22 protein-coding genes are annotated in these 20374 nt (G+C 53.5%); 10 read left to right on the top strand and 12 right to left on the bottom strand.

Going from position 1 to position 20374, the window contains the following annotated elements; translation table 11 throughout:
• Nucleotides 1-25: 25 nt before the first annotated feature.
• The 5 genes from WNY38_RS13350 to WNY38_RS13330 all read right to left on the bottom strand — a co-directional run bounded on the left by WNY38_RS13350 (nucleotide 26) and on the right by WNY38_RS13330 (nucleotide 5849).
• Complete coding sequence (locus WNY38_RS13350; RefSeq protein ID WP_342857842.1) at nucleotides 26-529, bottom strand: DUF3035 domain-containing protein; 504 nt, start codon at nucleotides 527-529, stop codon at nucleotides 26-28.
• A 54-nt stretch (nucleotides 530-583) separates the two neighbouring features.
• On the bottom strand, nucleotides 584-1057 hold the full coding sequence (gene lspA / locus WNY38_RS13345) for a signal peptidase II (protein WP_342857841.1): 474 nt from the start codon (nucleotides 1055-1057) through the stop codon (nucleotides 584-586).
• A gap of 18 nt (nucleotides 1058-1075) precedes the next feature.
• Nucleotides 1076-2665 carry a bifunctional phosphoribosylaminoimidazolecarboxamide formyltransferase/IMP cyclohydrolase gene (gene purH / locus WNY38_RS13340; RefSeq protein WP_342857840.1) on the bottom strand — a complete coding sequence of 530 codons (1590 nt, stop codon included), beginning with the start codon at nucleotides 2663-2665 and terminating at the stop codon, nucleotides 1076-1078.
• 58 nt (nucleotides 2666-2723) lie between these two features.
• Nucleotides 2724-4469 carry a heparinase II/III family protein gene (locus tag WNY38_RS13335; protein WP_342857839.1) on the bottom strand — a complete coding sequence of 582 codons (1746 nt, stop codon included), beginning with the start codon at nucleotides 4467-4469 and terminating at the stop codon, nucleotides 2724-2726.
• Between the two features lie 99 nt (nucleotides 4470-4568).
• On the bottom strand, nucleotides 4569-5849 hold the full coding sequence (locus tag WNY38_RS13330) for an RsmB/NOP family class I SAM-dependent RNA methyltransferase (RefSeq protein WP_342857838.1): 1281 nt from the start codon (nucleotides 5847-5849) through the stop codon (nucleotides 4569-4571).
• Nucleotides 5850-5896: 47 nt separating this feature from the next.
• On the opposite strand from WNY38_RS13330, the gene WNY38_RS13325 reads away from it, so the two are divergent.
• Nucleotides 5897-6103, top strand: a complete 207-nt coding sequence (locus WNY38_RS13325) for a DUF1674 domain-containing protein (RefSeq protein WP_342857837.1) — start codon at nucleotides 5897-5899, stop codon at nucleotides 6101-6103.
• Nucleotides 6104-6150: 47 nt separating this feature from the next.
• Here WNY38_RS13325 and dapB read toward each other — a convergent pair whose 3' ends face one another.
• Entirely contained in the window at nucleotides 6151-6960 is an 810-nt protein-coding gene (dapB, locus tag WNY38_RS13320) for a 4-hydroxy-tetrahydrodipicolinate reductase (protein ID WP_342857836.1), read from the bottom strand.
• A 104-nt stretch (nucleotides 6961-7064) separates the two neighbouring features.
• On the opposite strand from dapB, the gene rbfA reads away from it, so the two are divergent.
• From rbfA to WNY38_RS13305, 3 genes are read left to right on the top strand one after another with little or no spacing between them, the layout of a single operon-like run.
• Nucleotides 7065-7505, top strand: coding sequence for a 30S ribosome-binding factor RbfA (gene rbfA, locus WNY38_RS13315; protein ID WP_342857835.1), 441 nt, complete (start codon nucleotides 7065-7067; stop codon nucleotides 7503-7505).
• Nucleotides 7505-8410 (top strand): tRNA pseudouridine(55) synthase TruB, encoded by a 906-nt coding sequence (truB, locus tag WNY38_RS13310; protein WP_342857834.1) that lies wholly within the window; start codon nucleotides 7505-7507, stop codon nucleotides 8408-8410. Before rbfA ends, truB begins: the two co-directional genes overlap by 1 nt.
• Nucleotides 8411-8439: 29 nt before the next feature.
• Nucleotides 8440-8949 (top strand): DUF1643 domain-containing protein, encoded by a 510-nt coding sequence (locus tag WNY38_RS13305; protein WP_342857833.1) that lies wholly within the window; start codon nucleotides 8440-8442, stop codon nucleotides 8947-8949.
• Nucleotides 8950-8962: 13 nt separating this feature from the next.
• Here the strand turns inward: WNY38_RS13305 and WNY38_RS13300 are convergent, their stop codons facing one another.
• Nucleotides 8963-10252, bottom strand: a complete 1290-nt coding sequence (locus WNY38_RS13300; RefSeq protein ID WP_342857832.1) for a hypothetical protein — start codon at nucleotides 10250-10252, stop codon at nucleotides 8963-8965.
• 155 nt (nucleotides 10253-10407) lie between these two features.
• Here WNY38_RS13300 and WNY38_RS13295 point away from each other — a divergent pair, with 155 nt between their 5' ends.
• Together WNY38_RS13295 and rpsO are read left to right on the top strand one after the other, a co-directional pair.
• Entirely contained in the window at nucleotides 10408-10698 is a 291-nt protein-coding gene (locus WNY38_RS13295; RefSeq protein WP_342857831.1) for a DUF5665 domain-containing protein, read from the top strand.
• A 161-nt stretch (nucleotides 10699-10859) separates the two neighbouring features.
• On the top strand, nucleotides 10860-11129 hold the full coding sequence (gene rpsO / locus WNY38_RS13290) for a 30S ribosomal protein S15 (RefSeq protein WP_342857830.1): 270 nt from the start codon (nucleotides 10860-10862) through the stop codon (nucleotides 11127-11129).
• A 329-nt stretch (nucleotides 11130-11458) separates the two neighbouring features.
• On the opposite strand, the gene WNY38_RS13285 is transcribed toward rpsO, so the two are convergent.
• Nucleotides 11459-12058 (bottom strand): glutathione S-transferase family protein, encoded by a 600-nt coding sequence (locus tag WNY38_RS13285; protein ID WP_342857829.1) that lies wholly within the window; start codon nucleotides 12056-12058, stop codon nucleotides 11459-11461.
• A 288-nt stretch (nucleotides 12059-12346) separates the two neighbouring features.
• Complete coding sequence (locus tag WNY38_RS13280; protein ID WP_342857828.1) at nucleotides 12347-12898, bottom strand: TetR family transcriptional regulator; 552 nt, start codon at nucleotides 12896-12898, stop codon at nucleotides 12347-12349.
• A 134-nt stretch (nucleotides 12899-13032) separates the two neighbouring features.
• Here WNY38_RS13280 and WNY38_RS13275 point away from each other — a divergent pair, with 134 nt between their 5' ends.
• Nucleotides 13033-13833: an SDR family oxidoreductase gene (locus WNY38_RS13275; RefSeq protein ID WP_342857827.1), complete on the top strand. Its 801-nt coding sequence runs from the start codon at nucleotides 13033-13035 to the stop codon at nucleotides 13831-13833.
• Nucleotides 13834-13895: 62 nt separating this feature from the next.
• On the opposite strand, the gene WNY38_RS13270 is transcribed toward WNY38_RS13275, so the two are convergent.
• Nucleotides 13896-14609 (bottom strand): SGNH/GDSL hydrolase family protein, encoded by a 714-nt coding sequence (locus WNY38_RS13270; protein WP_342857826.1) that lies wholly within the window; start codon nucleotides 14607-14609, stop codon nucleotides 13896-13898.
• A gap of 162 nt (nucleotides 14610-14771) precedes the next feature.
• Nucleotides 14772-15350, bottom strand: coding sequence for a sulfurase (locus WNY38_RS13265; RefSeq protein WP_342857825.1), 579 nt, complete (start codon nucleotides 15348-15350; stop codon nucleotides 14772-14774).
• A 312-nt stretch (nucleotides 15351-15662) separates the two neighbouring features.
• Here WNY38_RS13265 and pnp point away from each other — a divergent pair, with 312 nt between their 5' ends.
• The gene (pnp, locus tag WNY38_RS13260) at nucleotides 15663-17792 is read left to right on the top strand and encodes a polyribonucleotide nucleotidyltransferase (RefSeq protein ID WP_342857824.1); all 2130 of its coding nucleotides are present in this window, start codon (nucleotides 15663-15665) and stop codon (nucleotides 17790-17792) included.
• A 52-nt stretch (nucleotides 17793-17844) separates the two neighbouring features.
• Here the strand turns inward: pnp and WNY38_RS13255 are convergent, their stop codons facing one another.
• Nucleotides 17845-18633, bottom strand: coding sequence for a sulfotransferase family 2 domain-containing protein (locus tag WNY38_RS13255; RefSeq protein ID WP_342857823.1), 789 nt, complete (start codon nucleotides 18631-18633; stop codon nucleotides 17845-17847).
• A 93-nt stretch (nucleotides 18634-18726) separates the two neighbouring features.
• On the opposite strand from WNY38_RS13255, the gene WNY38_RS13250 reads away from it, so the two are divergent.
• On the top strand, nucleotides 18727-19518 hold the full coding sequence (locus tag WNY38_RS13250) for a hypothetical protein (RefSeq protein WP_342857822.1): 792 nt from the start codon (nucleotides 18727-18729) through the stop codon (nucleotides 19516-19518).
• A complete protein-coding gene (locus tag WNY38_RS13245) occupies nucleotides 19519-20349 on the top strand; it encodes a glycosyltransferase family 2 protein (RefSeq protein ID WP_342857821.1) in 831 nt (276 codons plus the stop codon).
• Nucleotides 20350-20374 lie beyond the last annotated feature (25 nt).

The raw sequence follows: 20374 nt of genomic DNA, 5'->3' as shown, positions 1-20374 counted from the left end.
GCTGTTGACGGTTAAGTGAACAGTGTTAGCCCTCAGGGGGCGCAGAGGGCACAAGAACGCCAAGCGCGCGCAAACGCTCAAGTTCTGCCCAAGGGTCAAGGGCCAACCGGCGATAGGCGCGCTCGTACTTGTTTTTGACCCACGGAAACGACGGCGCAGCCGCTTTCAACTTAAGAAAACGCGCGTCGGACGTGGCCAATTCGCTGCGAATGCTTTGATCGACACCATAGCGCGACGCATAGGTCACAATGCCGCCATCAACGCCAGTTGCTGTTGAAGCCCGCCCGCCCAAGGCCACAATTGCATCGGCTTTGGGGGCTACGTCAGTCAGATTGGTTCCACCTAAAGTTGGAACAGGCAGCGCAGCAAAGTCTGCCGGTGATTCCAAAGGCTTTGCAGGCATGATCGAAAACTCGTCTGGACCCGTTCCCACCGCTGTGGGCGCAATCGTAGACTTGGATGCGCAGGCGGTTGCGGCGATTAACATCACCAAACACATCACCATTTTAGCGCTTTTTGCGTACAACATATGCTCTCTCCGCCCTAACCGTCTGACCGTTTCTAACGCAACCTTACCACAAGGTCACGCGCGCTTTTTCGTATCGCCTGTGAAAAGAATAAGCCCGAAGGCCCCTGCAAAAATCGCGATGTCCGCGACGTTAAAGGAATAGGGGTTTTTAAAACCACAGCATGACATATTCAGAAAATCTGCGACAGCCCCGTAAAGCACGCGATCAATCGCATTGCCCAAGGCACCACCGACAAGTAGCCCTGCACTGAGGTTGCCAATGCAGCCAAAGTTTTCGCGCCGCACCCATGTTAGAACCCAAATGGACATAACAATCGCCAATGCGATCCAGCCCCAACGCAACATTTCCGCGTATTGGGAAAAGAGGCCAAAGTTGATGCCCGTGTTCCACGCCATGCGAAACACCAAAAACGGGGGGAAAACATCTATTTCCCCCACTGAACGCAAATTAAATGCATGCACCACGACCCATTTGGAAAGCTGGTCGATCACAAAAATGATGAAAGCTGTCAAAGCCGTGATGCGCATATTTAACCCTAACCTTGCTTAGTGACGGAAGTGACGCATGCCGGTGAAGACCATCGCAAGGCCCGCCTCGTCTGCGGCATCGATCACTTCTTGATCGCGCATCGAACCACCAGGCTGGATCACACAAGTGGCACCCGCAGCAGCGGCTTCAAGCAAACCATCCGCAAAGGGGAAGAAAGCGTCAGAGGCCACAGCCGAGCCAACGGCCAAAGATTCGTCCAGACCCATAGCTTCGGCCATACGTTTGGATTTCGCGGCCGCGATCAAAGCAGAATCAAGGCGTGACATTTGCCCAGCGCCGACGCCGACTGTCGCTTGGTCTTTGACATACACAATCGCGTTGGATTTCACGTGTTTTGCGACTTTCCAAGCAAACAACATGTCTTTGAGCTGTTCTTCAGTGGGGGCCACTTTGGTCACCACTTTCAAGTCATCCAAGCTGATGAATCCTGCGTCTTTGTTTTGCACCAACAGACCGCCAGCCACCTGACGCACAGTGTGCGAGGCTTCCAAAACATTCGGCAAGCCGTCGGTTGTCAGCAAGCGCAGGTTCTTTTTCTTGGCGAAAATCGCTTTGGCTTCATCCGTCGCACCAGGGGCAATCACAACTTCAGTGAAAATCTCAACGATGGCTTCGGCAGTTTCCGCGTCCAACGCTTGGTTCAAGGCAACAATGCCACCAAACGCGGAGGTACGATCACAATCAAAAGCATTCTTGTAGGCGTCCAGCAACGTCGCACCTTTGGCCACACCACAAGGGTTGGCATGTTTGATGATCGCAACAGCTGGCGTTTCAGCCGGATCAAACTCAGCCACCAATTCAAACGCCGCATCGGTGTCATTGATGTTGTTGTAGGACAGCTCTTTGCCCTGATGTTGGGTCGCTGTCGCCACACCGGGACGATTTGATCCGTCGGTGTAGAAGGCCGCAGACTGATGCGGATTTTCGCCGTAGCGCAAGGTTTGTTTGATAGTCCCCGCAAACGCACGACGGCGTGGGGCGGCATCACCAATCGCGTCCGCCATCCAGTTGGACACAGCCGCGTCATAAGCACCGGTGCGTGCATAGGCAATCTGCGCCAGTTTCTGGCGGAAAGCATAAGACGTTTGACCCTCGTTGGCTTCCAGCTCGGCCAGCAAAGCGTCATAATCTTCTACGTCTACAACAGTGGTCACAAAGCCATGGTTTTTAGCAGAGGCACGGATCATCGCAGGACCACCGATGTCGATATTCTCGATCATCTCGTCGTATTGCGCACCACGCGCCAAAGCGGCCTCGAACGGGTAGAGGTTCACGATCAACAAATCGATGCCACCGATGTCGTGATCTGCCATCGCTTTTACGTGCTCGTCATTGTCGCGCAGCGCCAAAAGGCCGCCATGCACTTTGGGGTGCAGCGTTTTCACGCGACCGTCCATCATCTCAGGGAAGCCCGTGACATCAGCCACATCTTTGACCTCAAGTCCCGCGTCGCGCAGCGTCTTGGCAGAACCGCCAGTCGACAACAGCTCAACACCACGTGCGGCAAGCGCTTTGCCAAGGTCAACAAGGCCCGTTTTGTCAGAAACAGAAAGAAGCGCGCGGCGCACCGGATAAAGATCAGTCATCAGAAGTCCCCAGATAGGCAGTCATTTGGTGATCCAGCACTCCAGATCACATTTCAGATCAGGTCAAAATGTCGTCGTCTCGTTCAAGATCTCGCAAGGTTGTCGGCGTGTCCTGCGCCTTTGCCAGAGTCCAACGGACGCGCGTCGCATAATCCATTGCGGCGGCAGATAGAACCACTTGTTTGCTTGCGCGGGGCTTTAATCGGCCTTTTTCCAAATAAACCGACCGTTCTAGGCTTAATTTCGCCCGTCCGTCATGCCGAAAGACCCAAATCTCGCCAGACTTAAGCGCCATCGACACAGCCGCCCCCCCCATGTCCAACGTGACATCGACATCGGGGTGTAGATGAAAGCGCACATGAAACGGGATGCCTTGCAGTTTGAGCTTGTCCATCATCCGGTCGAATTGTGTTTCGTCGGCGCGAGTGATCGTGGCCAAGGTATCTTCTCCCGCAATCCCGCGCCCGTCTGCGGATAAATCGATCTGGCGCACATGCGTCAATCCATGAGTGCGCACATAACCGTTATGCCCCGCCACAAATCCAAGTTCTTCATCCGTAGCGCGAAGTTCTAAGCGCACATCGTCCGGTGCATCCACCAACAGCTCGCGCATATGGCCACCAATCAAACGCTTTGCGCCAAGCCGCGACGACGAAAACCCGTCGATGCCAAGCGTCGAATGCGACGGCGTTGCTCGCCCAGCGCGACGCCACTCTTCGCCAAAGCTCGCACCTGCGCCACAGTTCACAATCAAAGGACGCCGCCCTGATGTCAGCTCAAATGCCAAGGTCGATGCATGCGCATTGAATGAATTTTCGCGGGTCGGCGGCGGCGCAGCATCCGTGACGATCGAGGTGCGTCCAGCCGATTGGCGCAAATACCCCATATGCAAACCTTCTGACGGCGGCGATGTGTTGCCAGAGCTCACGAGCGCATGATCAAGCCGCCCCTCGATGCCGCGCCCGCCACCATGAAACCTCGCGAGCCCGCCGTCCGAATGACGCAAAGCGCGCAATGTGGGCGCGATCCGTTCAATGGCTGCGATGTGGTGGTCGCCAGCAATGCGGCCCGCCTCAGACAAAGCGGCGGCGGCCCAAGTCAAAAGGGTGAACACTTCCAACAACTCTTCTGGGTTACGGGTCGTTAGGCCCCCTTCCGCGTTGATATTCTCTTCGCACTCTTTTGCCAAAGCTTTGACAGCTGGATCAACGTGCTCTTCCATTCCTTGCAAAGACAGACCGGCGTAAATCAGCCCTGTCAAAGCTTCGAATCTTGGCAGACCTTGTGATGCCGTATGCCATCTGCGCGACAAGAAAATGGTTTGCTGCGCCAGCGTTTTATAAAAAGCGTTGGAAACCGGCGTATCTTGGCCTGACAGGAAAAACAAAGCGTGGTTGATCCAGCGGATCAAACGGCGGCCTGTCAAATCAGGCGTCCACCCAGGACCAGAGCCGCGCGCATGTCGATCCATCCACACGATAGTCCACTCTTGCACCCGCTTGCGCGCATTCATGTCGCCGACGGCCGCCAAATCATCCAGCCACGCAAAGCCATGGAGTTCTTCAACGAAGGCATCACTCGTGGCGTTCAAATCCCAGATGGCGCTTTTCGGGGCTTCAACCAATTGGCCTGCGAATAGGAAATTACCCGCTATCAGCTGACGCCCTTTGGCAAACGACCCTATGGATTTTGGTTCAGGTTGAGATACGAATCCGGTCGCAGCCCGCGCACGCGCCGCACGCCACGCATGAAATCTGTTCATGCGGCGGGTCATTCGTGCGCGCCAGTCTTCGGTTTGCGACATGCTCTGTCTGCCTCACCCTGCTATTGCTCAAGGCGTTTATGGTTTGCGATTTAGATACAGGTTGCAACCTATCCTGTCATCGGTGATTTCGCTCCATTTTCAAGACCGGCGGAAAACCGTCACAAAAAACCCGTCCATTCCACCGCGATTTGCCCAAAAATCAGGCCGTGTGCGCAGACCTTCCGGCCCGATCCAATCCGCCTCGACGCCCGCGATTTTCAGCGCGTCTAAATCAACACGCAAATTGGGGTGGCGCGCCAAAGCATCTCTGACCTGTTCTTCGCCCTCATCAATCAGCAGCGAACAGGTGCAGTAGACCAACCTGCCGTTCGGTTTCAGCAGCGTCAACGCGCGATCGATCATGTGCTCTTGTAGCTCGAACAGACCAGGAAATTCAGAACCGTCTTTGGAATACGGCAAATCTGGGTGACGGCGAATCGTACCTGTCGCCGTGCAAGGCGCATCCAGCAAAATGGCATCAAAAGGTTCGTCTTCGAACTCAAGCGCGTCTTTCACAACGGGAATCGCAGGCAAATAACAACGCTGAAGGTTTTCAACGAGACGCTTCATCCGGCTTTCAGACACATCCAACGAGGTCACTTCCGCACCGGCGGCCGAAATTTGCAGCGTCTTCCCACCAGGGGCGGCACACATATCTAAGATTCGTTCGCCTTTTTGTGGCGCTAAAATGCGCGCGGGCAATGCGGCAGCAGCATCTTGCACCCACCAATCGCCATCCTCAAAACCGCTGAGCTTGGTCACTTGCGTGGCTGAACTGAGGCGCAGACTGCCCGTTGGCAAAATGTCTGCCCCCAACGCCATGGCCACATCCGTGCTGCCAGTTTTTGAGGTCAAATCAAGCGGCGCGCCTTTTGCATGAGCCGCTTCAATCGCCGCCACAACCTCTTTGCCGTAATCCGCCAACAAAGGCTTGCGCAGCCATTTGGGCATCATCGGGACAGGCAATGTATCCCATTTCTCAATCTCGTCAGCCACTTTGCGCAGGACCGCATTGACCAGCCCTTTGAAATGGCTCGCTTTTGTACGCTCTTGCATCAAAGACACATAAGAATTCACCACACCATGCGAGGCCTCGCCAGCACCGCAGATCTCGTACACACCCAAACGCAACGCATTCATCACGTGCGGTGCGGGGCGTTTGGTCAAATGTGGCCCAAGCATGCGGTCGCTGCGATCCATCGCCCGCAGGCTTTCCGTCACCAGCCGCTGTGCGCGCGCCCGCTCAGATGGGTCTAAGCGCTCCGTTTTGCTGGGCAAAACTTCGGACAACAGCCGTTTTTCAATCGTAACGGCATCGAGAAGCGCAAGCGCTGCGCGGCGTGCATCGAGGCTCGCGTCTTTTGATGATCTTGTTTTCATGGCTTTGCCTCGTATATCAGTCTTATGAACCGAACAAGGATTTCCCGATGACCGACGAGACGTCAAACCCGCAAGCGCGTGATATTAGCCACCTTCCTGAGGCCGCCCAGCGTGCTTTGGCCGAAGCCGAAGAGCGCCGAATCAAACGCGATGCCGAGCTTGCAGCTATGCCGCTTGAGCTTGGTGGTCGCGAAGGACCTGAGCCTGTTCGCTATGGCGACTACGAGAAAAAAGGCATCGCTGTCGATTTTTGAGCGCAAAGCAGTGATCCTGCGCTCTTAAAAAATCTAAGTCGCGGATCCTAAAGTCCCAAGACGTCCATCATATCGTATTCACCTGGTTTCTGCGTTTGCCCCCAAAGTGCAGCCTTCAAAGCGCCTTTGGCAAACAAAGACCGATCAGATGCAACATGGCGCAGGATAATGCGTTCGCCGTCGCCAAGGAACATCACGTCGTGCTCGCCCACGATGTCGCCGCCGCGAATGGCGGAAAATCCGATATCGCCGCGATTGCGGGCACCCGTAATGCCATCGCGACCTGAATCAGACACATCCGCCAATTTCACGCCGCGCCCTTCGGCTGCAGCCTCGCCCAGCATCAAAGCTGTACCAGAAGGCGCATCGACTTTGCGATTGTGGTGCGATTCGACAACTTCGATATCGAAATCTGCATCTAAAGCTTCGGACACCATTTTGGTCAGCTTGGTCAACAGATTGACCCCCAAAGACATATTGCCCGCCCGCACAATTGTGCAGTGATGCGCGGCAGCACTCAGCTTGGCAATGTCCGCGTCTGTCATGCCTGTTGTACCAATCACATGAACGCAATGTGCTTGAGCTGCCAAAGTTGAGAACGCGACCGTCGCGGCAGGCGCGGTAAAGTCGATCACAGCTTGGGCATGGGAAAAGGCATCTAGCGCGTCATCTGTGACGATCACGCCATTGGCCAAACCGCCCATTGCCTCGCCCACGTCACGCCCGACCCAGTCGTGACCAGTGCGCTCAACCGCGCCAACAAGTTTGCATTTGTCGGACCCCATAACTGTATTGATCAACATCTGACCCATTCGGCCTGATGCTCCTGTAATCACGATGCCTGGAAGATCGGTCATTTTATGGGCTCCTATCCTTGAATTTGCGCCGAGGTTTAACCCGATGATCCGCGTTTGGCAAAGCCTCGCTTGCATGAACGGCAAATCACGACTATTTCGCGTCTATGGCTAGACGTACAAATTCAGGCGGACAATCAGGTTCGCACCGCACCCTTCGCGTTGGCGAAGCAATCCGCCGCCGCTTGTCGGAGATGTTCGCACGTGGAGAAATCCACGATCCTGCGATCACGGCCCTGTCGATTACGGTCGGCGAGGTCCGTGTGACCAACGATATGCGTATCGCGACGGTTTACATCATGCCGCTTGGGGGCGATGGCGCCAATGAGGCGCTTGAGGCGATGCGTCGCCGGACAGGTTTGATCCGTCATCACGTTGGTAAGGCTTTGACAATAAAACACATTCCAGAGCTGCGCTTTGAGTTGGATGACACATTTGATCGTATGGACGCGACGCGTGAGCTGTTCAAAGACGAACGTATCCAGCGGGATTTGGCAAAAGTCGACACACCAGATGACGACGCTCCAGCTTCGGACGAAGACGAATAATGGCTCGGGTCAAAAAGGGCCGCGCAGTACACGGCTGGCTGATCGTCGACAAACCGGCAGGCATGACCTCATCCGCTGTTGTGAACAAAGTCAAATGGGCACTGGACGCGCAAAAAGCAGGGCACGCAGGCACGCTTGATCCCGAAGCCACTGGTCTTTTGGCTATTGCCTTGGGCGAGGCGACCAAAACAGTACCCTACATCACCGATGCGTTGAAATGCTACAGATTCTCTGTGCGTTTGGGTCAAGCAACCAATACAGACGACACCGAGGGCGAAGTGATCGCCACCAGTGATCTGCGCCCGACGGACGCCGCAATCGAAGCCGCTTTGCCGCAATTCGTCGGCGACATTTTGCAGGTGCCACCAAAATTTTCCGCCGTCAAAATCGACGGTCAGCGCGCTTACAAATTGGCGCGCGAAGATGAAGATTTCGAAATTGCGGCACGCCCGCTCTACGTCGATGAAATGCTGATGATCGAGCGTACGGATGCGGACCACGTTTTGCTAGAAATGACCTGTGGTAAAGGCGGGTATGTCCGCTCTATCGCACGTGATTTGGGCGAATTTCTGGGCTGCTACGGCCATGTCGAATGGTTGCGCCGTGAATGGTCTGGCCCATGGGAAACCGAAGACGGTGTGACCATTGATTTGGTGAATGAACTCGCGAAAACAGACGGACTGGACGAATATATCCTACCTGTGTCAGAGGGTCTTGGCGGTTTAGAAGAATTGCGTGCGACCGCTGAAGGCGCCGCCAAACTTAAAAACGGCAATCCAGGCATGGTGCTTGGCGGCACCGCCGAATATGGTGACGAGGTCTGGGTGTCTTACAACGATCAACCGGTTGCTGTCGGCATCTACAAAGCGGGCGAAGTGCACCCCAGCCGCGTTTTCAATCTGTAGCACGCAGCGATGCGATTGGGTTTTTCGACATGATCACACGCACACACATCAAAGGCGACGCGCCCTCTACCGCGATCTATTCGGATTGCGAGCAGTATCGCTACGCCCTAACCCGCGTTTGGAACGCTGATGCGCCCAAAGTGCTGTTTGTTATGCTCAACCCATCGACCGCGACAGAAGTGCAGAACGATCCCACAGTGGAGCGCTGTGAACGTCGGGCGCGCACGCTAGGCTTTGGGTCTTTTTGCGTGACCAATATCTTCGCTTGGCGCGATACCGACCCACGTAAAATGCGCGCAGCTACAGACCCTATTGGACCTGAGAATGACGCAACGATTTTAGAATTTGCCGCATGGGCCGATACGATTGTTTGCGCATGGGGCACGCATGGAGAGCATTTGAAACGCGGCGAAAATGTAGAGCAGCTGCTACGCAAAACGCAGCAACCGCTGTACAATTTGGGGCTTTCAAAAGCAGGGCACCCAAAGCACCCGCTTTATATCTCGTACCGTGAGCAGCCTCATATCTGGGCAGAATAAATCGACCAAAATTTTAAGTCGTATAATCCACAACAATATCACTTGCGGTGACATTCGGCGCGCCATGCAAAACTGCAATCACGTCGCCATTGACCGATACTTCAGACCCCGTGCCGTCATTTGTTTGAGTGACCTCAACATCAAAGTCATCTGTGTCCTCAGCTTCAGGAGGCAAGGTGATCCGGATAATGTCTTCACCCTGTGAGAAGTCCGTGATTTGGGCAAAGCCGGTGTCAGATTCGCCGTCGGAGTACAGCCAAAATGTATCATCACCTGTCCCACCTGTCGCAAAATCCTGCACATCGAGCATTAAAGTGTCATCTCCCCCACCGCCCGAGATCGAATCAGCACCAAGACCGCCGATCAAGACCTCGTCAGCCTCTCCTCCGGACAAATCATCATCGCCAGCGCCACCATCTAACAGATAATCAGAACCGGAATCGTCACCGCCGAAAATCGCATCTTCGCCATCACCGCCAGACACAATCGCCGTTCCTTCGCCAGCATAAATAGAGTCGTCACCTGCTCCAGCATGGACAATGGCCGCATCATCGCCAAGCACGATTGTGTCACCATCGTCGTTGCCAACGATTTGGTGCAACGCGTGATCTGTTTCAATGACCGCAGTGTCACCCGATTTCACGATATGGGCGTCAAAACCGCCTTGAAAGGGGTCATCATTGAGAACGAGCGTATCACCACCTTCCGCCAAGACGTGATCAAAAACTTGATCGTCCCCAATTGGAGCATTAGGGATCACAATGGTATCTTCAGAGTTTCCCTGTCCAGACGGCGTTGCTGGCTCTTCTGGATCCTGTGGAGAAAGTGCACCAAAATCTCCAATACTCTCAAGAGTGTAGAGCGCTTCCTCACCGGCTTCTTGCGATGTCACACCGATGACGATATCTTCTGCAGGGACTTCATCAAGACCCAGAAAATTTAGTGTGGTTTCTGACTCGCCATCAAAATAACTTAAGCTCACACCAACAGATTCACCATCGGCATCTTGCATTGAGTCTACGGTAAATTCGCCGCTGCCATCATCCGTCAAATGGAGAGTGATTTGGTCTTCACCAATGGCAAAACCTTCATACGTGGTCTCCAAACCATTCGACATCGCGTCATGGTGCGTGGGCTGCTGATCACTGTCATCAAGGGTGTCAGTGGTGTTTTCATCGGTGTTTTCATCTGGTTTTGCGTTTTCGTTTGCGCTCAGGCTTTCGCCATCCGCATCACCAGACTCGCTATCGCCAAAGGCGAAAGCCGCTGGTATAATACCCAAAAATGCCAATGCCCAAAGCATGCCTCACCTCACCACTTGTTCCCATCGATTTTATAGCACCTATGAGTGAAAAATCAGAAGAACATTTTGAAGACACTTTTACCTAAATACCTAGCAATAAAGGTTAATTTAAATAGATATCCCCACAAAAACTTGCCCCATTAACGGAATATATTATGAGTGACTCTCTTAAAACCCCGTCAAACGACATCAAAAAGCTGAGCCAAGAACTGGCGCGCCTCAACGGACATCGCTTTATTCAACTGCACGACTCGGTGTGGCGTTTGATGTGGTTTAATTTCTTGCGTGGACTGGCATTTGGCTTTGGTTCTGTCGCGGGGGCGACAATCGTTGTGTCCATTGTTGGCTACATCTTGAACCAGATCGAAGTGGTTCCAATCATTGGCGAATGGGCCAAACAAATCGCCGCTGAGATCATGATCGATACATCCTCTGCAGGCCCGTAACGACTAGCCTTGGCCCGCTCCGCGCAAAAAACTTTCCTTTTGCGCAGAATCCGCCTATACGCCCCCATCCGCATCGAAATATGCGGGTGATTCATGGGCCTTGCTGGACGACATCCCGGCTCGTGCCGTCTTCGTACCCTAACCTTATAAAGGAGACCCCGATGTCGATTACTGCAGAAAACAAAGCACGTATCATGAAAGAATTCGCGACCAAAGAAGGTGACACTGGCTCACCCGAAGTTCAGGTTGCTATCCTTTCTTCACGTATCGCGACACTTACAGAGCACTTCAAAACACACAAAAAAGACAACCACGGTCGCCGTGGCCTTTTGATGATGGTTGCGCAGCGCCGTAAGCTTCTTGATTACGTAAAAGGCAAAGACGTTTCACGTTACCAGTCGCTCATCGAGCGCCTCGGCTTGCGTCGCTAAGCTCTTTACCCAGACATTTGTGTCTAAGAAAAACGCGTCCCTCGGGGCGCGTTTTTTGCATCCGCGTTAACGAAATCCGTTACCCCACCGCGCGCTGCCCCTGCCCGTCTTTCAAACTCTTGCACGACTTTGTGGCATGGGTTTGCAAAACTTTAAACCTTTTGAGCCTCTTCACTTTACATGTTTTAAAGGTGGTTCGCAGAATCTTGAGAGCGAACAGCCGTGGAGCAGACTTAGGCTCTGACAGGCTCATTTTGTGAGTACGGGCTCAAACCGGACTTTCGCTGCGTTTTGCACTAAGGTCGGCTGTGCGGGACAAACCTGCCGTTCTAGATTGGCTCAGTTTGCTTCATGGACGTTCGCTCCGGCTTGTCTTGAAACCATGCCGCGAGATTTGGGAATTCGTGTTTCCACCCAGTGAGAAGATCGTAGTGGTCTGCCAGCGCAAGTCCGACTGCCAGTGCCACGAAACGGAGCGAAGGAAACTCTCCCAAATGACCAGTTTGCGCCTCTCTTTCAAGATACGTAAGGCATCGTTTAGCCCGTTCGTGCTCCACTCCCAGCAGATGAACTGAACGATCTTCTTGTTCTCTTCTGTTTTCGCGAACCCAAAAGGCCAAACCTTCAACAAATCCAAGTATCTGTCCTTCTTGCATTATTGCTGTCCACTCATCCGATGTTACGGACGCCGCATCCTGCGATGCAGACTTGGAAGCAAGAAAGCGCGCGACGTTCCCAACTTCTGTAATGACCAAGTCATCTTCAACTATCATTGGAACCCTTCCGACAGGGCTATACCTCAAGACTGGGTTGTCCCGTTTACGGTTTCTCGACAGCACCTCCTCGATGGAATCTATCTGATCCAATTCACGGGCGATCACTCTCGCAATTCGCGCGTAAGGAGAGTTTTGGGAGTAGTAGAGCTTCATGCGGAGAGCCTATGCCGCCGATATCAAACGATCAAGGGGTCGAGTGGGGCTGAGTGCAGAAAGCTCCGTTAAGGGTTTTGGCGGGCGGTTTGGGCGCTGAGATTAGCGTTCACGCCTCCTCCTTTCCGAGATATCGATAGATGGTGGCTTTTGAGAGGCTGTAACGGGCCATCAGGTCTTTGATCAAAATGCCTTTGGCGCGTTGTCCGTGTCGTCTTATGCATCGCTCGCATTTTTGGCCAGACAAAACCCCAAACTTGCAGAGCACATCAGCCGCGCGCGAAAGGCTCAGCCAAAGTCCAAAGCCGTCTCGAACATGTGGCGGATTTGCGCTTCATAAAGGGCCGTGTTTGGCGCGCTGATGCCGGGGAGGTGGAGCGTTTTTTCGGCCACGCTGACGCCCAGAACGGCCGATAGGAACAAAGCTGTGCGGGCGTCATCGCCGATGATCTGCGCGAGCGGGGTGAACAGGTCTGCCTCGACACGGCTTTGCAAATCAGCGCCGACTTCATCGTCATGGGCATTGGTCAAAAGCATCCGCACCGCAGAGGGCGTTTCGCAGCCGCGTGGGGTTGTGGTGAAAAGCTGGACGAACATTTCAACCAAGCTTTGGATGTCATGCACGACGTCAAAGGGCAGATCAAAAGCGCTGGCGAGGGTTTCATCAAACAGCCCACGTTTGCTGCCAAAATAGCGAGAAATAAGCGCCACATCAACGCCTGCATCTGTGGCGACGGCACGCACAGACACGTTGGAATAGCCCCGCGCCCAAAAGGCGGCGCGCGCGCTGTTCAACAGTTTTTCACGGGTGGAGAGTGGCTGCGCTATGGTCTGTAACATGTGTCATGTTTATAGACGCAGGCGTTCTTGTCAACAAGCGTTGACATCGTGCGCGCTCGCCTCATATACCTAGTACAAATAGAGTCAACAATCGTTGACAAAGGCATTTATACACTCCTGCGAAAGGTCACCCTATGTCCAACACAGCTCTCATCACAGGCGCCTCTTCTGGCATTGGCAAAGAATTCGCGCGCTACCATGCTGCTTTGGGCGGCGATCTGATTTTGACGGCACGACGCGAGGCCGAATTGGACGCGCTAAAGGTCGAACTTGAGGCGGCGCATGACATCACCGCGCATGTGTTTGCGCTGGATTTGGGTGCGGCAGGCGGGGCTGAGGCGCTGATCAAAGCTGTGGGCGATGCTGGGCTAAAGGTCGATATCTTGATCAACAACGCAGGCTTTGGCGGGCATGGCATTCACATTGAACGCGATATGAGCGCAGAGCAGGCGATGATCGATTTGAACATCTCAGCGCTTGTGACCCTAACCCATGCCTTTGGCGGTCAAATGGCCGTGCAAGGCGGCGGCAAGATTTTAAACGTGGGATCAACAGCGGGCTTTATTCCAGGGCCACAACAAGCGGTGTATTTCGCCACCAAAGCTTTCGTGAATTCCTTTAGCCAAGCGATTGATCAAGAGCTGAACGCGCGCGGCGTGACCTGTACTGTGCTGGCGCCGGGCTATGTGGAAACCGAATTTGCGCAGACGGCGAATTTGCAAGGCACCGAGATGGTCAAAGGCGGTGGCGCGACGGCGGCAAGCGTGGCCAAACACGGCTATGACGCGATGCTGGCAGGCAAGTTGGTGACAATCAACGACCCCAAGATGAGCTTTTTGCTCAATTGGCTGACACCGCTGCTCCCGCGTCGTATGGTTTTGAAAATGACCAACAAGACGCAATCGAAAGACGCGCCAAACCAACATCTACTTTGAATCCCCCACCTTTGCCCACGCCCTTTGCTCATGCATTTTTTCCATGCGAGGGCGGTTTTGGATCAGCGGACTTTGTCGGCTTTCTTGATGACATCAGCCACGCGTTGTCCGATCAGGTTAGAGGCCTTGCGCGAGGGGTGGACCATGTCGATACCGTGCATGGACCGATCCCCATATTTGGTCATGTCAGCGATAGAAATAAAATAAACGCCTTCGTCTTTGCGCGCCATGGCGTCCAAGCGTTTCTCTAGGGTGTTGCCCAGTTCCAGACAGGCATCGGCAGAGGAATCAACGCCAGGACTGCGCAGGTAGCCGACATAGGCGACACGTGCCCCCGTGGCGCGTATCTGTGCCACAAGTTTGGGGATTTCACCAGCCGATCCATCGGGCGAGATGAGCCGCGCCATGCGCCGTCGGCATTTGCCACAACCACAAGATACATACAGATCATTGCCGCCGCCATTCAAGATCACCCAATCTTTGTCTTGGGCCGCCTTGCCCGAAAACTGCGCTGAAATGCGCAGGCCCAGCGCACCGGTCACGGGCAAAGCATGAATGATCTTGGCCCCGCCAATCGAGCGGTTGATCACAGGCTCACCCAGCACGCGCCCAACGACATCAGCGATAGAGTTGTCACTGGCCCCATGCCACGCCATCAGGGAATCGCCCATGGCGAGGATTTTGGCTTCTTGGGTTTGAGTTGTGTTAGCGCGCGCTGCATTCGGGTCAACCATAAGCGCCGCGATCAAACACCAGAGAACAACAATAAAACGCATGAACGAGGGCTTTCTAGACAAGGACAAAGACGCCAGATTGGCAGTCATAAGGTCAATGATGTTTAACCGTTAAGGTCAAGACTCAAAACGTAGAATGAACAGACCGCAAAATTTTGGCCGTTTGATGGCACGCGGACCCGCGTTTAGCGCAACCAGCTAAAATTACCCAGCCCATGCCCGTTGATTTGGCACGTGAAGGCGCAGTTTTTCACCCACGATCAATACGCCCTCGCATTGGATCCATGCCGTCACACCCCGCTTGCCACGTGCAGCCGCTTTGAAGGCTTTGCCATGGCCTCCGACGTCTTTTTCGATTTCCTTAGCTGGACCGTTGCAAGGGCCGTTTTCGACATCAATGACAATCGTGGTGCCTGTCTCGGTTTGCAGCCGCGATCCGGGCGGCACGAAGGTGAAATCGGGGATGCCTTCGATCACCATAGAGGCGCCCAGAAGCGAAGGGTCCAGCGCATCAAGGTCGATGTCTGCTGCGATCTCGGCCATTTCCTCAGAAGATAAAATAGACAGCTGACGGGTGTTGCGAATCTCGGTGCCTTTGGGGTGTTGGTCGCGCACCCGTACACAAGAGGCACGCGTTAGGCCGCTGTGATAGTCATCCTCAAGCCCTGAAAAAAACGCGTTCACTTGCGGCACGCTTTGTGCGCGAATGTCTGTCCGGCCGATCGGTACGGTTCCAAGCCACTTGATCGTCGCATGGTAATCGGTTGGGCGCAGTTCTGCCATGAGGGCCTCCTATTGGTTTGTCGCATCCTGTCCCATTCCACCCCACCCGGCAAGACACGACACACGCGCTGTTTCATCATATTTTGCGCGCCCGTCTTCACTGTAGATGATGCCATCCACACGCAAACCGTCCGAATCACAGTGATCTCTTCCCAAACACAGGCATTTCGTGTATGGGCGGTCTATCTGAGACGTAGCGCGATGATCCCCGTGCTGTGAAGAAATGATAGAGGGATCGGCGGCAATGGGGCCGCTATATATCACGGGAGACCTGACAGGGGTCAGGGCACTCCCAATTAGGATGCTAAATTCATGTTCAATGAAGTGAAAAAATCAATCCAGTGGGGCGAAGAAGAGCTTACACTGGAAACAGGTAAAGTTGCGCGTCAGGCCGACGGTTCAGTGATCGCCACTTTGGGCGAAACATCTGTCATGGCCAACGTGACCTTTGCTCGTAAACAAAAGCCTGGTCAGGATTTCTTCCCCCTGACAGTGCACTACCAAGAGAAATACTACGCGGCTGGTAAAGTTCCAGGTGGCTTCTTCAAACGTGAAGCCCGCCCAACTGAAAAAGAAACGCTGACTGCGCGTCTTATCGACCGTCCAATCCGTCCACTGTTCGTTCCAGGCTTCAAAAATGAAGTTCTCGTGATGTGTACAGTTTTGTCCCACGATCTTGTCAACGACCCAGACGTTGTTGCGATGATCGCGGCCTCTGCTGCTTTGACAATCTCAGGCGCGCCGTTCCGCGGTCCGATCGCTTGTGCGCGTGTTGGTTTTGAAGATGGCGAATACATCTTGAACCCAACAGTCGACGACATGCAGGACCTGCGCAACAACCCTGATCAACGTCTTGATCTGGTTGTCGCTGGTACCAAAGATGCCGTGATGATGGTTGAATCTGAAGCTTACGAGCTGAACGAAGAAGAAATGCTCGGCGCTGTAAACTTTGCGCATCAGCAAATCCAGCCTGTGATCGACTTGATCGTTGAGTTGGCTGAAGCCTGCGCGAAAGAGCCTTTCGATTTCCAAGCACCTGATTACTCAGACCTGTCAGCGACTGTTGCAGCCGCTGGTACGGATGCGATGAAAGCGGCTTACACGATCACTGACAAACAAGAACGCGTTGCGGCTGTATCTGCTGCCAAAGAAGCAATCAAAGCGACTTTGACAGAAGAGCAACTCGAAGACGCGAACCTTGGCCCAGCGATGAAAGGCCTCGAGTCTTCTGTTCTGCGCGGCGTTGTTGTGCGCGAAGGCAAACGTATCGATGGTCGTGCGTTGGATGAAATTCGTCCTATCGTATCTGAAACTGGTATTTTGCCACGCACACACGGTTCTGCCCTGTTCACACGCGGCGAAACACAAGGTCTTGTCGTAACGACGCTGGGCACTGGCGATGATGAGCAATTCATCGACGCGTTGCACGGCAACTTCAAATCCAACTTCATGCTGCATTACAACTTCCCTCCTTACTCAGTGGGTGAAGTTGGTCGTGTGTCTGGCCCAGGTCGTCGTGAAATCGGTCACGGTAAACTGGCATGGCGCGCGCTTCAGGCTGTTTTGCCTGCGGCCACTGATTTCCCATACACAGTTCGTATTGTGTCTGAGATCACTGAATCAAACGGGTCGTCTTCAATGGCGTCTGTTTGTGGTGGCTCCTTGTCCATGATGGATGCGGGCGTTCCGCTTAAATCCGCTGTGGCTGGTGTTGCGATGGGTCTGATCATGGAAGACGATGGCGAATACGCTATTTTGTCTGACATCTTGGGTGACGAAGATCACTTGGGCGACATGGACTTTAAAGTGGCTGGCACTGAGAACGGCATCACGTCTTTGCAAATGGACATCAAAATTGCCGGCATCACGCCAGCGATTATGGAAAAAGCCTTGGCACAAGCCAAAGCCGGTCGTTTGCACATCTTGGGCGAAATGAACAAAGCTTTGTCTGGCGCGTCTGGCTTCTCTGAGCACGCTCCTAAGATTGAGACCATGCAGATCCCAACGGACAAAATCCGTGAAGTGATCGGTTCCGGTGGTAAAGTGATCCGTGAAATCGTTGAACTGTCTGGCGCTAAAGTCGACATCAACGATGAAGGCATCATCAAGATCGCGTCTTCCGATGCTGAAGCGATCAAAAAAGCCTACGACATGATCCACTCAATCGTCGCAGAGCCTGAAGAAAACAAAGTTTACAAAGGTAAAGTTGTCAAAGTCGTCGACTTTGGTGCTTTCGTGAACTTCTTCGGCAAACGTGACGGCCTTGTGCATGTGTCACAAATCGAAAACCGTCGTTTGAACCACCCATCAGACGTGCTCAAAGAAGGCCAAGAAGTTTTCGTTAAACTCTTGGGCTTTGACGATCGCGGCAAAGTGCGTTTGGCTATGAAAATGGTTGATCAAACAACTGGCGAAGAGATCGCTGAAGAAAAAGCTGAGTAAGCTCTTCTAAATCGAAAACAAACTGTAAGGCCCTATCACATTTGGTAGGGCCTTATGTATAGGAGAAAGCCTCAAAATCAGCGCGGTATAGCGCGCGGATTTCCTCTTGCTGCGCAGGACTGGGCACAAACACCTTGGCCCCTTGCGAGACATTTTTTTTCTTTGTCAAAGACGCGCTTTTGGGCAGGGCCGCGCCCGCTTCGGCGAAGACACGCTCCATATCATCTGCATAGGTTTCAAGCCGACAAATACGATCATAGCGCATGGTGCCAAAGGCTGTGTTCGTCACTTGCCGGCGAAAATGCGGATCGGTGCCCTCGGGGTTTTCAGTCAAACAATATGAAATAAAAGCCAGATAAGCGTCGAATTTTTCGTCAATTGAGGCCTCTGTGCTGGCACCAAATTCGCCTAAAATGCCCTCATAGCGCGCCGCTTCGCGGTTGCGGCCATCAATAAAAAAATCTCGAAACGCCGACACAGCCCGCGTTTGGGGATGGCGCACCATCGTGAACCGATAGACATCAGACGCACTCAACGCCGGCTCCATATGCGGCCAATAGGGAACTCCGCGCATGAAATCCGGGGCGTCACTGATATTGCCCGCAAACACATGGCCCTTGGAAAACTCATAAAGCAAATGCGTCACAGACGAGCATCCGGCTTTAAAATTTCGCACAAACAACATCTTCTTGTCATCAGTCAAAACCAGCTGATGGATGATATCTTGGATGGCATAGGGCTGCGCAAGAAGGGACCGTTTTGCACGATGCCGCTTAGAAATGGGCGACAGCAAACGGAGCTTGATGGGGCTGGGGCGCGTTGCAAATGTAACGTTTGGCATACTGCTCACGTAACATGCGGCACGATCTGTAACAAGCCGCGCCTCGCCACTGATTTTAGATGATCTCACGTCCAATCTATGCAAAAAAGCGTCATGAATAAAATTCAAACTCCTCCGCCCGTCCTCATCCTCACCATGAAATGGGGCACGCTCTACGGGCCCAACTATGTCAACAACCTTGCGCGTGGTGTGAAACGTCACTTGCAACGCCCACATCGGTTTATCTGCTTCACCGATGATCCCGCAGGCTTGGACGCGGGCATCGAGGCCTTGCCTCTGCCCGAACTCGGATTGCCCGAAGGTCACACAGACACCCGTTGGCAAAAACTGGCCTTGTTCCGCAAAGACTTAGCTGGATTGTCAGGCACAGCGCTATTCTTGGATTTGGATCAGGTGATCACCGGCGACCTTGAGCCGTTCTTTGACCTGGAAGGCCCGTTTTTCATCATTCGCGACGATGATCTGTTTCGCGCTAAACCGCTGCGCAAGATCAATCCCAAACGCGATGCGTTTTTGCATTCTGTCGGCAACAGCTCGGTGTTTCGCTATGAGATCGGCGCGCACAGCTATATTCTGGATGCCTTTTTGGCCGACCCCGCAGCTGCCACCGCAGGGTATGAGATCAGCCAGCAATTCCAAAGTGCGCAGCTCGAAAAACACGGCCATCTCACCTATTGGCCCAAAGAGTGGTGCGTCAGTTTCAAAAACGATTGCGTGCCGCGCGGGTTGAAAAGCTATGTCAGCGATCCGGTTTTGCCCCAAGGCGCACGGATCGTTGTCTTTGCAGGCTCGCCCAAGATGGAAGACGCTTTGGGCGGCAAAGGCAGCAAATGGTATCGGCGCATCGGTGATGTGCGCTGGCTCAAAGAGATGTGGGAGAGATAGATGGGCGCGCCCCATTGGTTTCGCGTGTTCAAACACAAGCGCCGCGTCGCCCGTGCGCTGGCCGAGGTAAGCTCACGACGTACTTTGGGCATACAACATAACTTAGATGGCAAACTGGTCGTGTCACTGACCAGCTATCCCGCTAGGTTCGAAACACTGGCAAAGACTTTGCGATCGTTGCTTTTGCAAAGCATGCAAGCCGACAAAACGATTCTTTGGATCGCCCATGACGCTATCGACAAATTGCCTGCCGACGTTTTGGCCTGCCAAGCACAAGGGCTGACGATACAGGCAACCCATGAGTTGCGGTCTTACACCAAGCTCATCCCGACACTTTCAGCATATCCTAACGCCTACATCGTGACGGCGGATGATGACGTATATTACGGGGCAGATTGGCTCAAAGACCTTGTTGAGGCGCACCATAAGAGCGGCGCAAAAGTGATCTGTCACCGGGCGCATGAAATGGCCTTGAATGACGAAAAACGCCCTGCCCCCTATTCCTCTTGGTCACACAACACTGACAAGCCTGCGCAATCAGAACTGATTTTTCCAACCGGTGTAAGCGGGGTGTTCTACGCGCCCAATTGCTTTGATCCGCGCGTTCTAGACCAAGATCTTTTTCAATCCTTATGCCCCTACGCTGATGATGTGTGGTTCTATTGGATGCACCGTTTGACGGGCGGTTGTGCGCAAAAGATTGGTGGGAGACGCCGTATTTTGGAATGGAATATGACCCCCGCAAGTGACCTGCGCGCCTACAATGTTTTGGAAAATGGCAATGATGTGCAAATCAATGAGCTCATCAAGACCTTTGGATTTCCAAAATAAATCGGGCGCCCAAAATGAGCGCCCG

The sequence above is a fragment of the Pacificibacter sp. AS14 genome (assembly GCF_038899935.1).
In the GTDB taxonomy this organism is placed as follows: domain Bacteria; phylum Pseudomonadota; class Alphaproteobacteria; order Rhodobacterales; family Rhodobacteraceae; genus Celeribacter.
The sequence above is the reverse complement of the archived record's forward strand: the minus strand, read 5'-3'. Positions and strand labels throughout refer to the sequence as shown.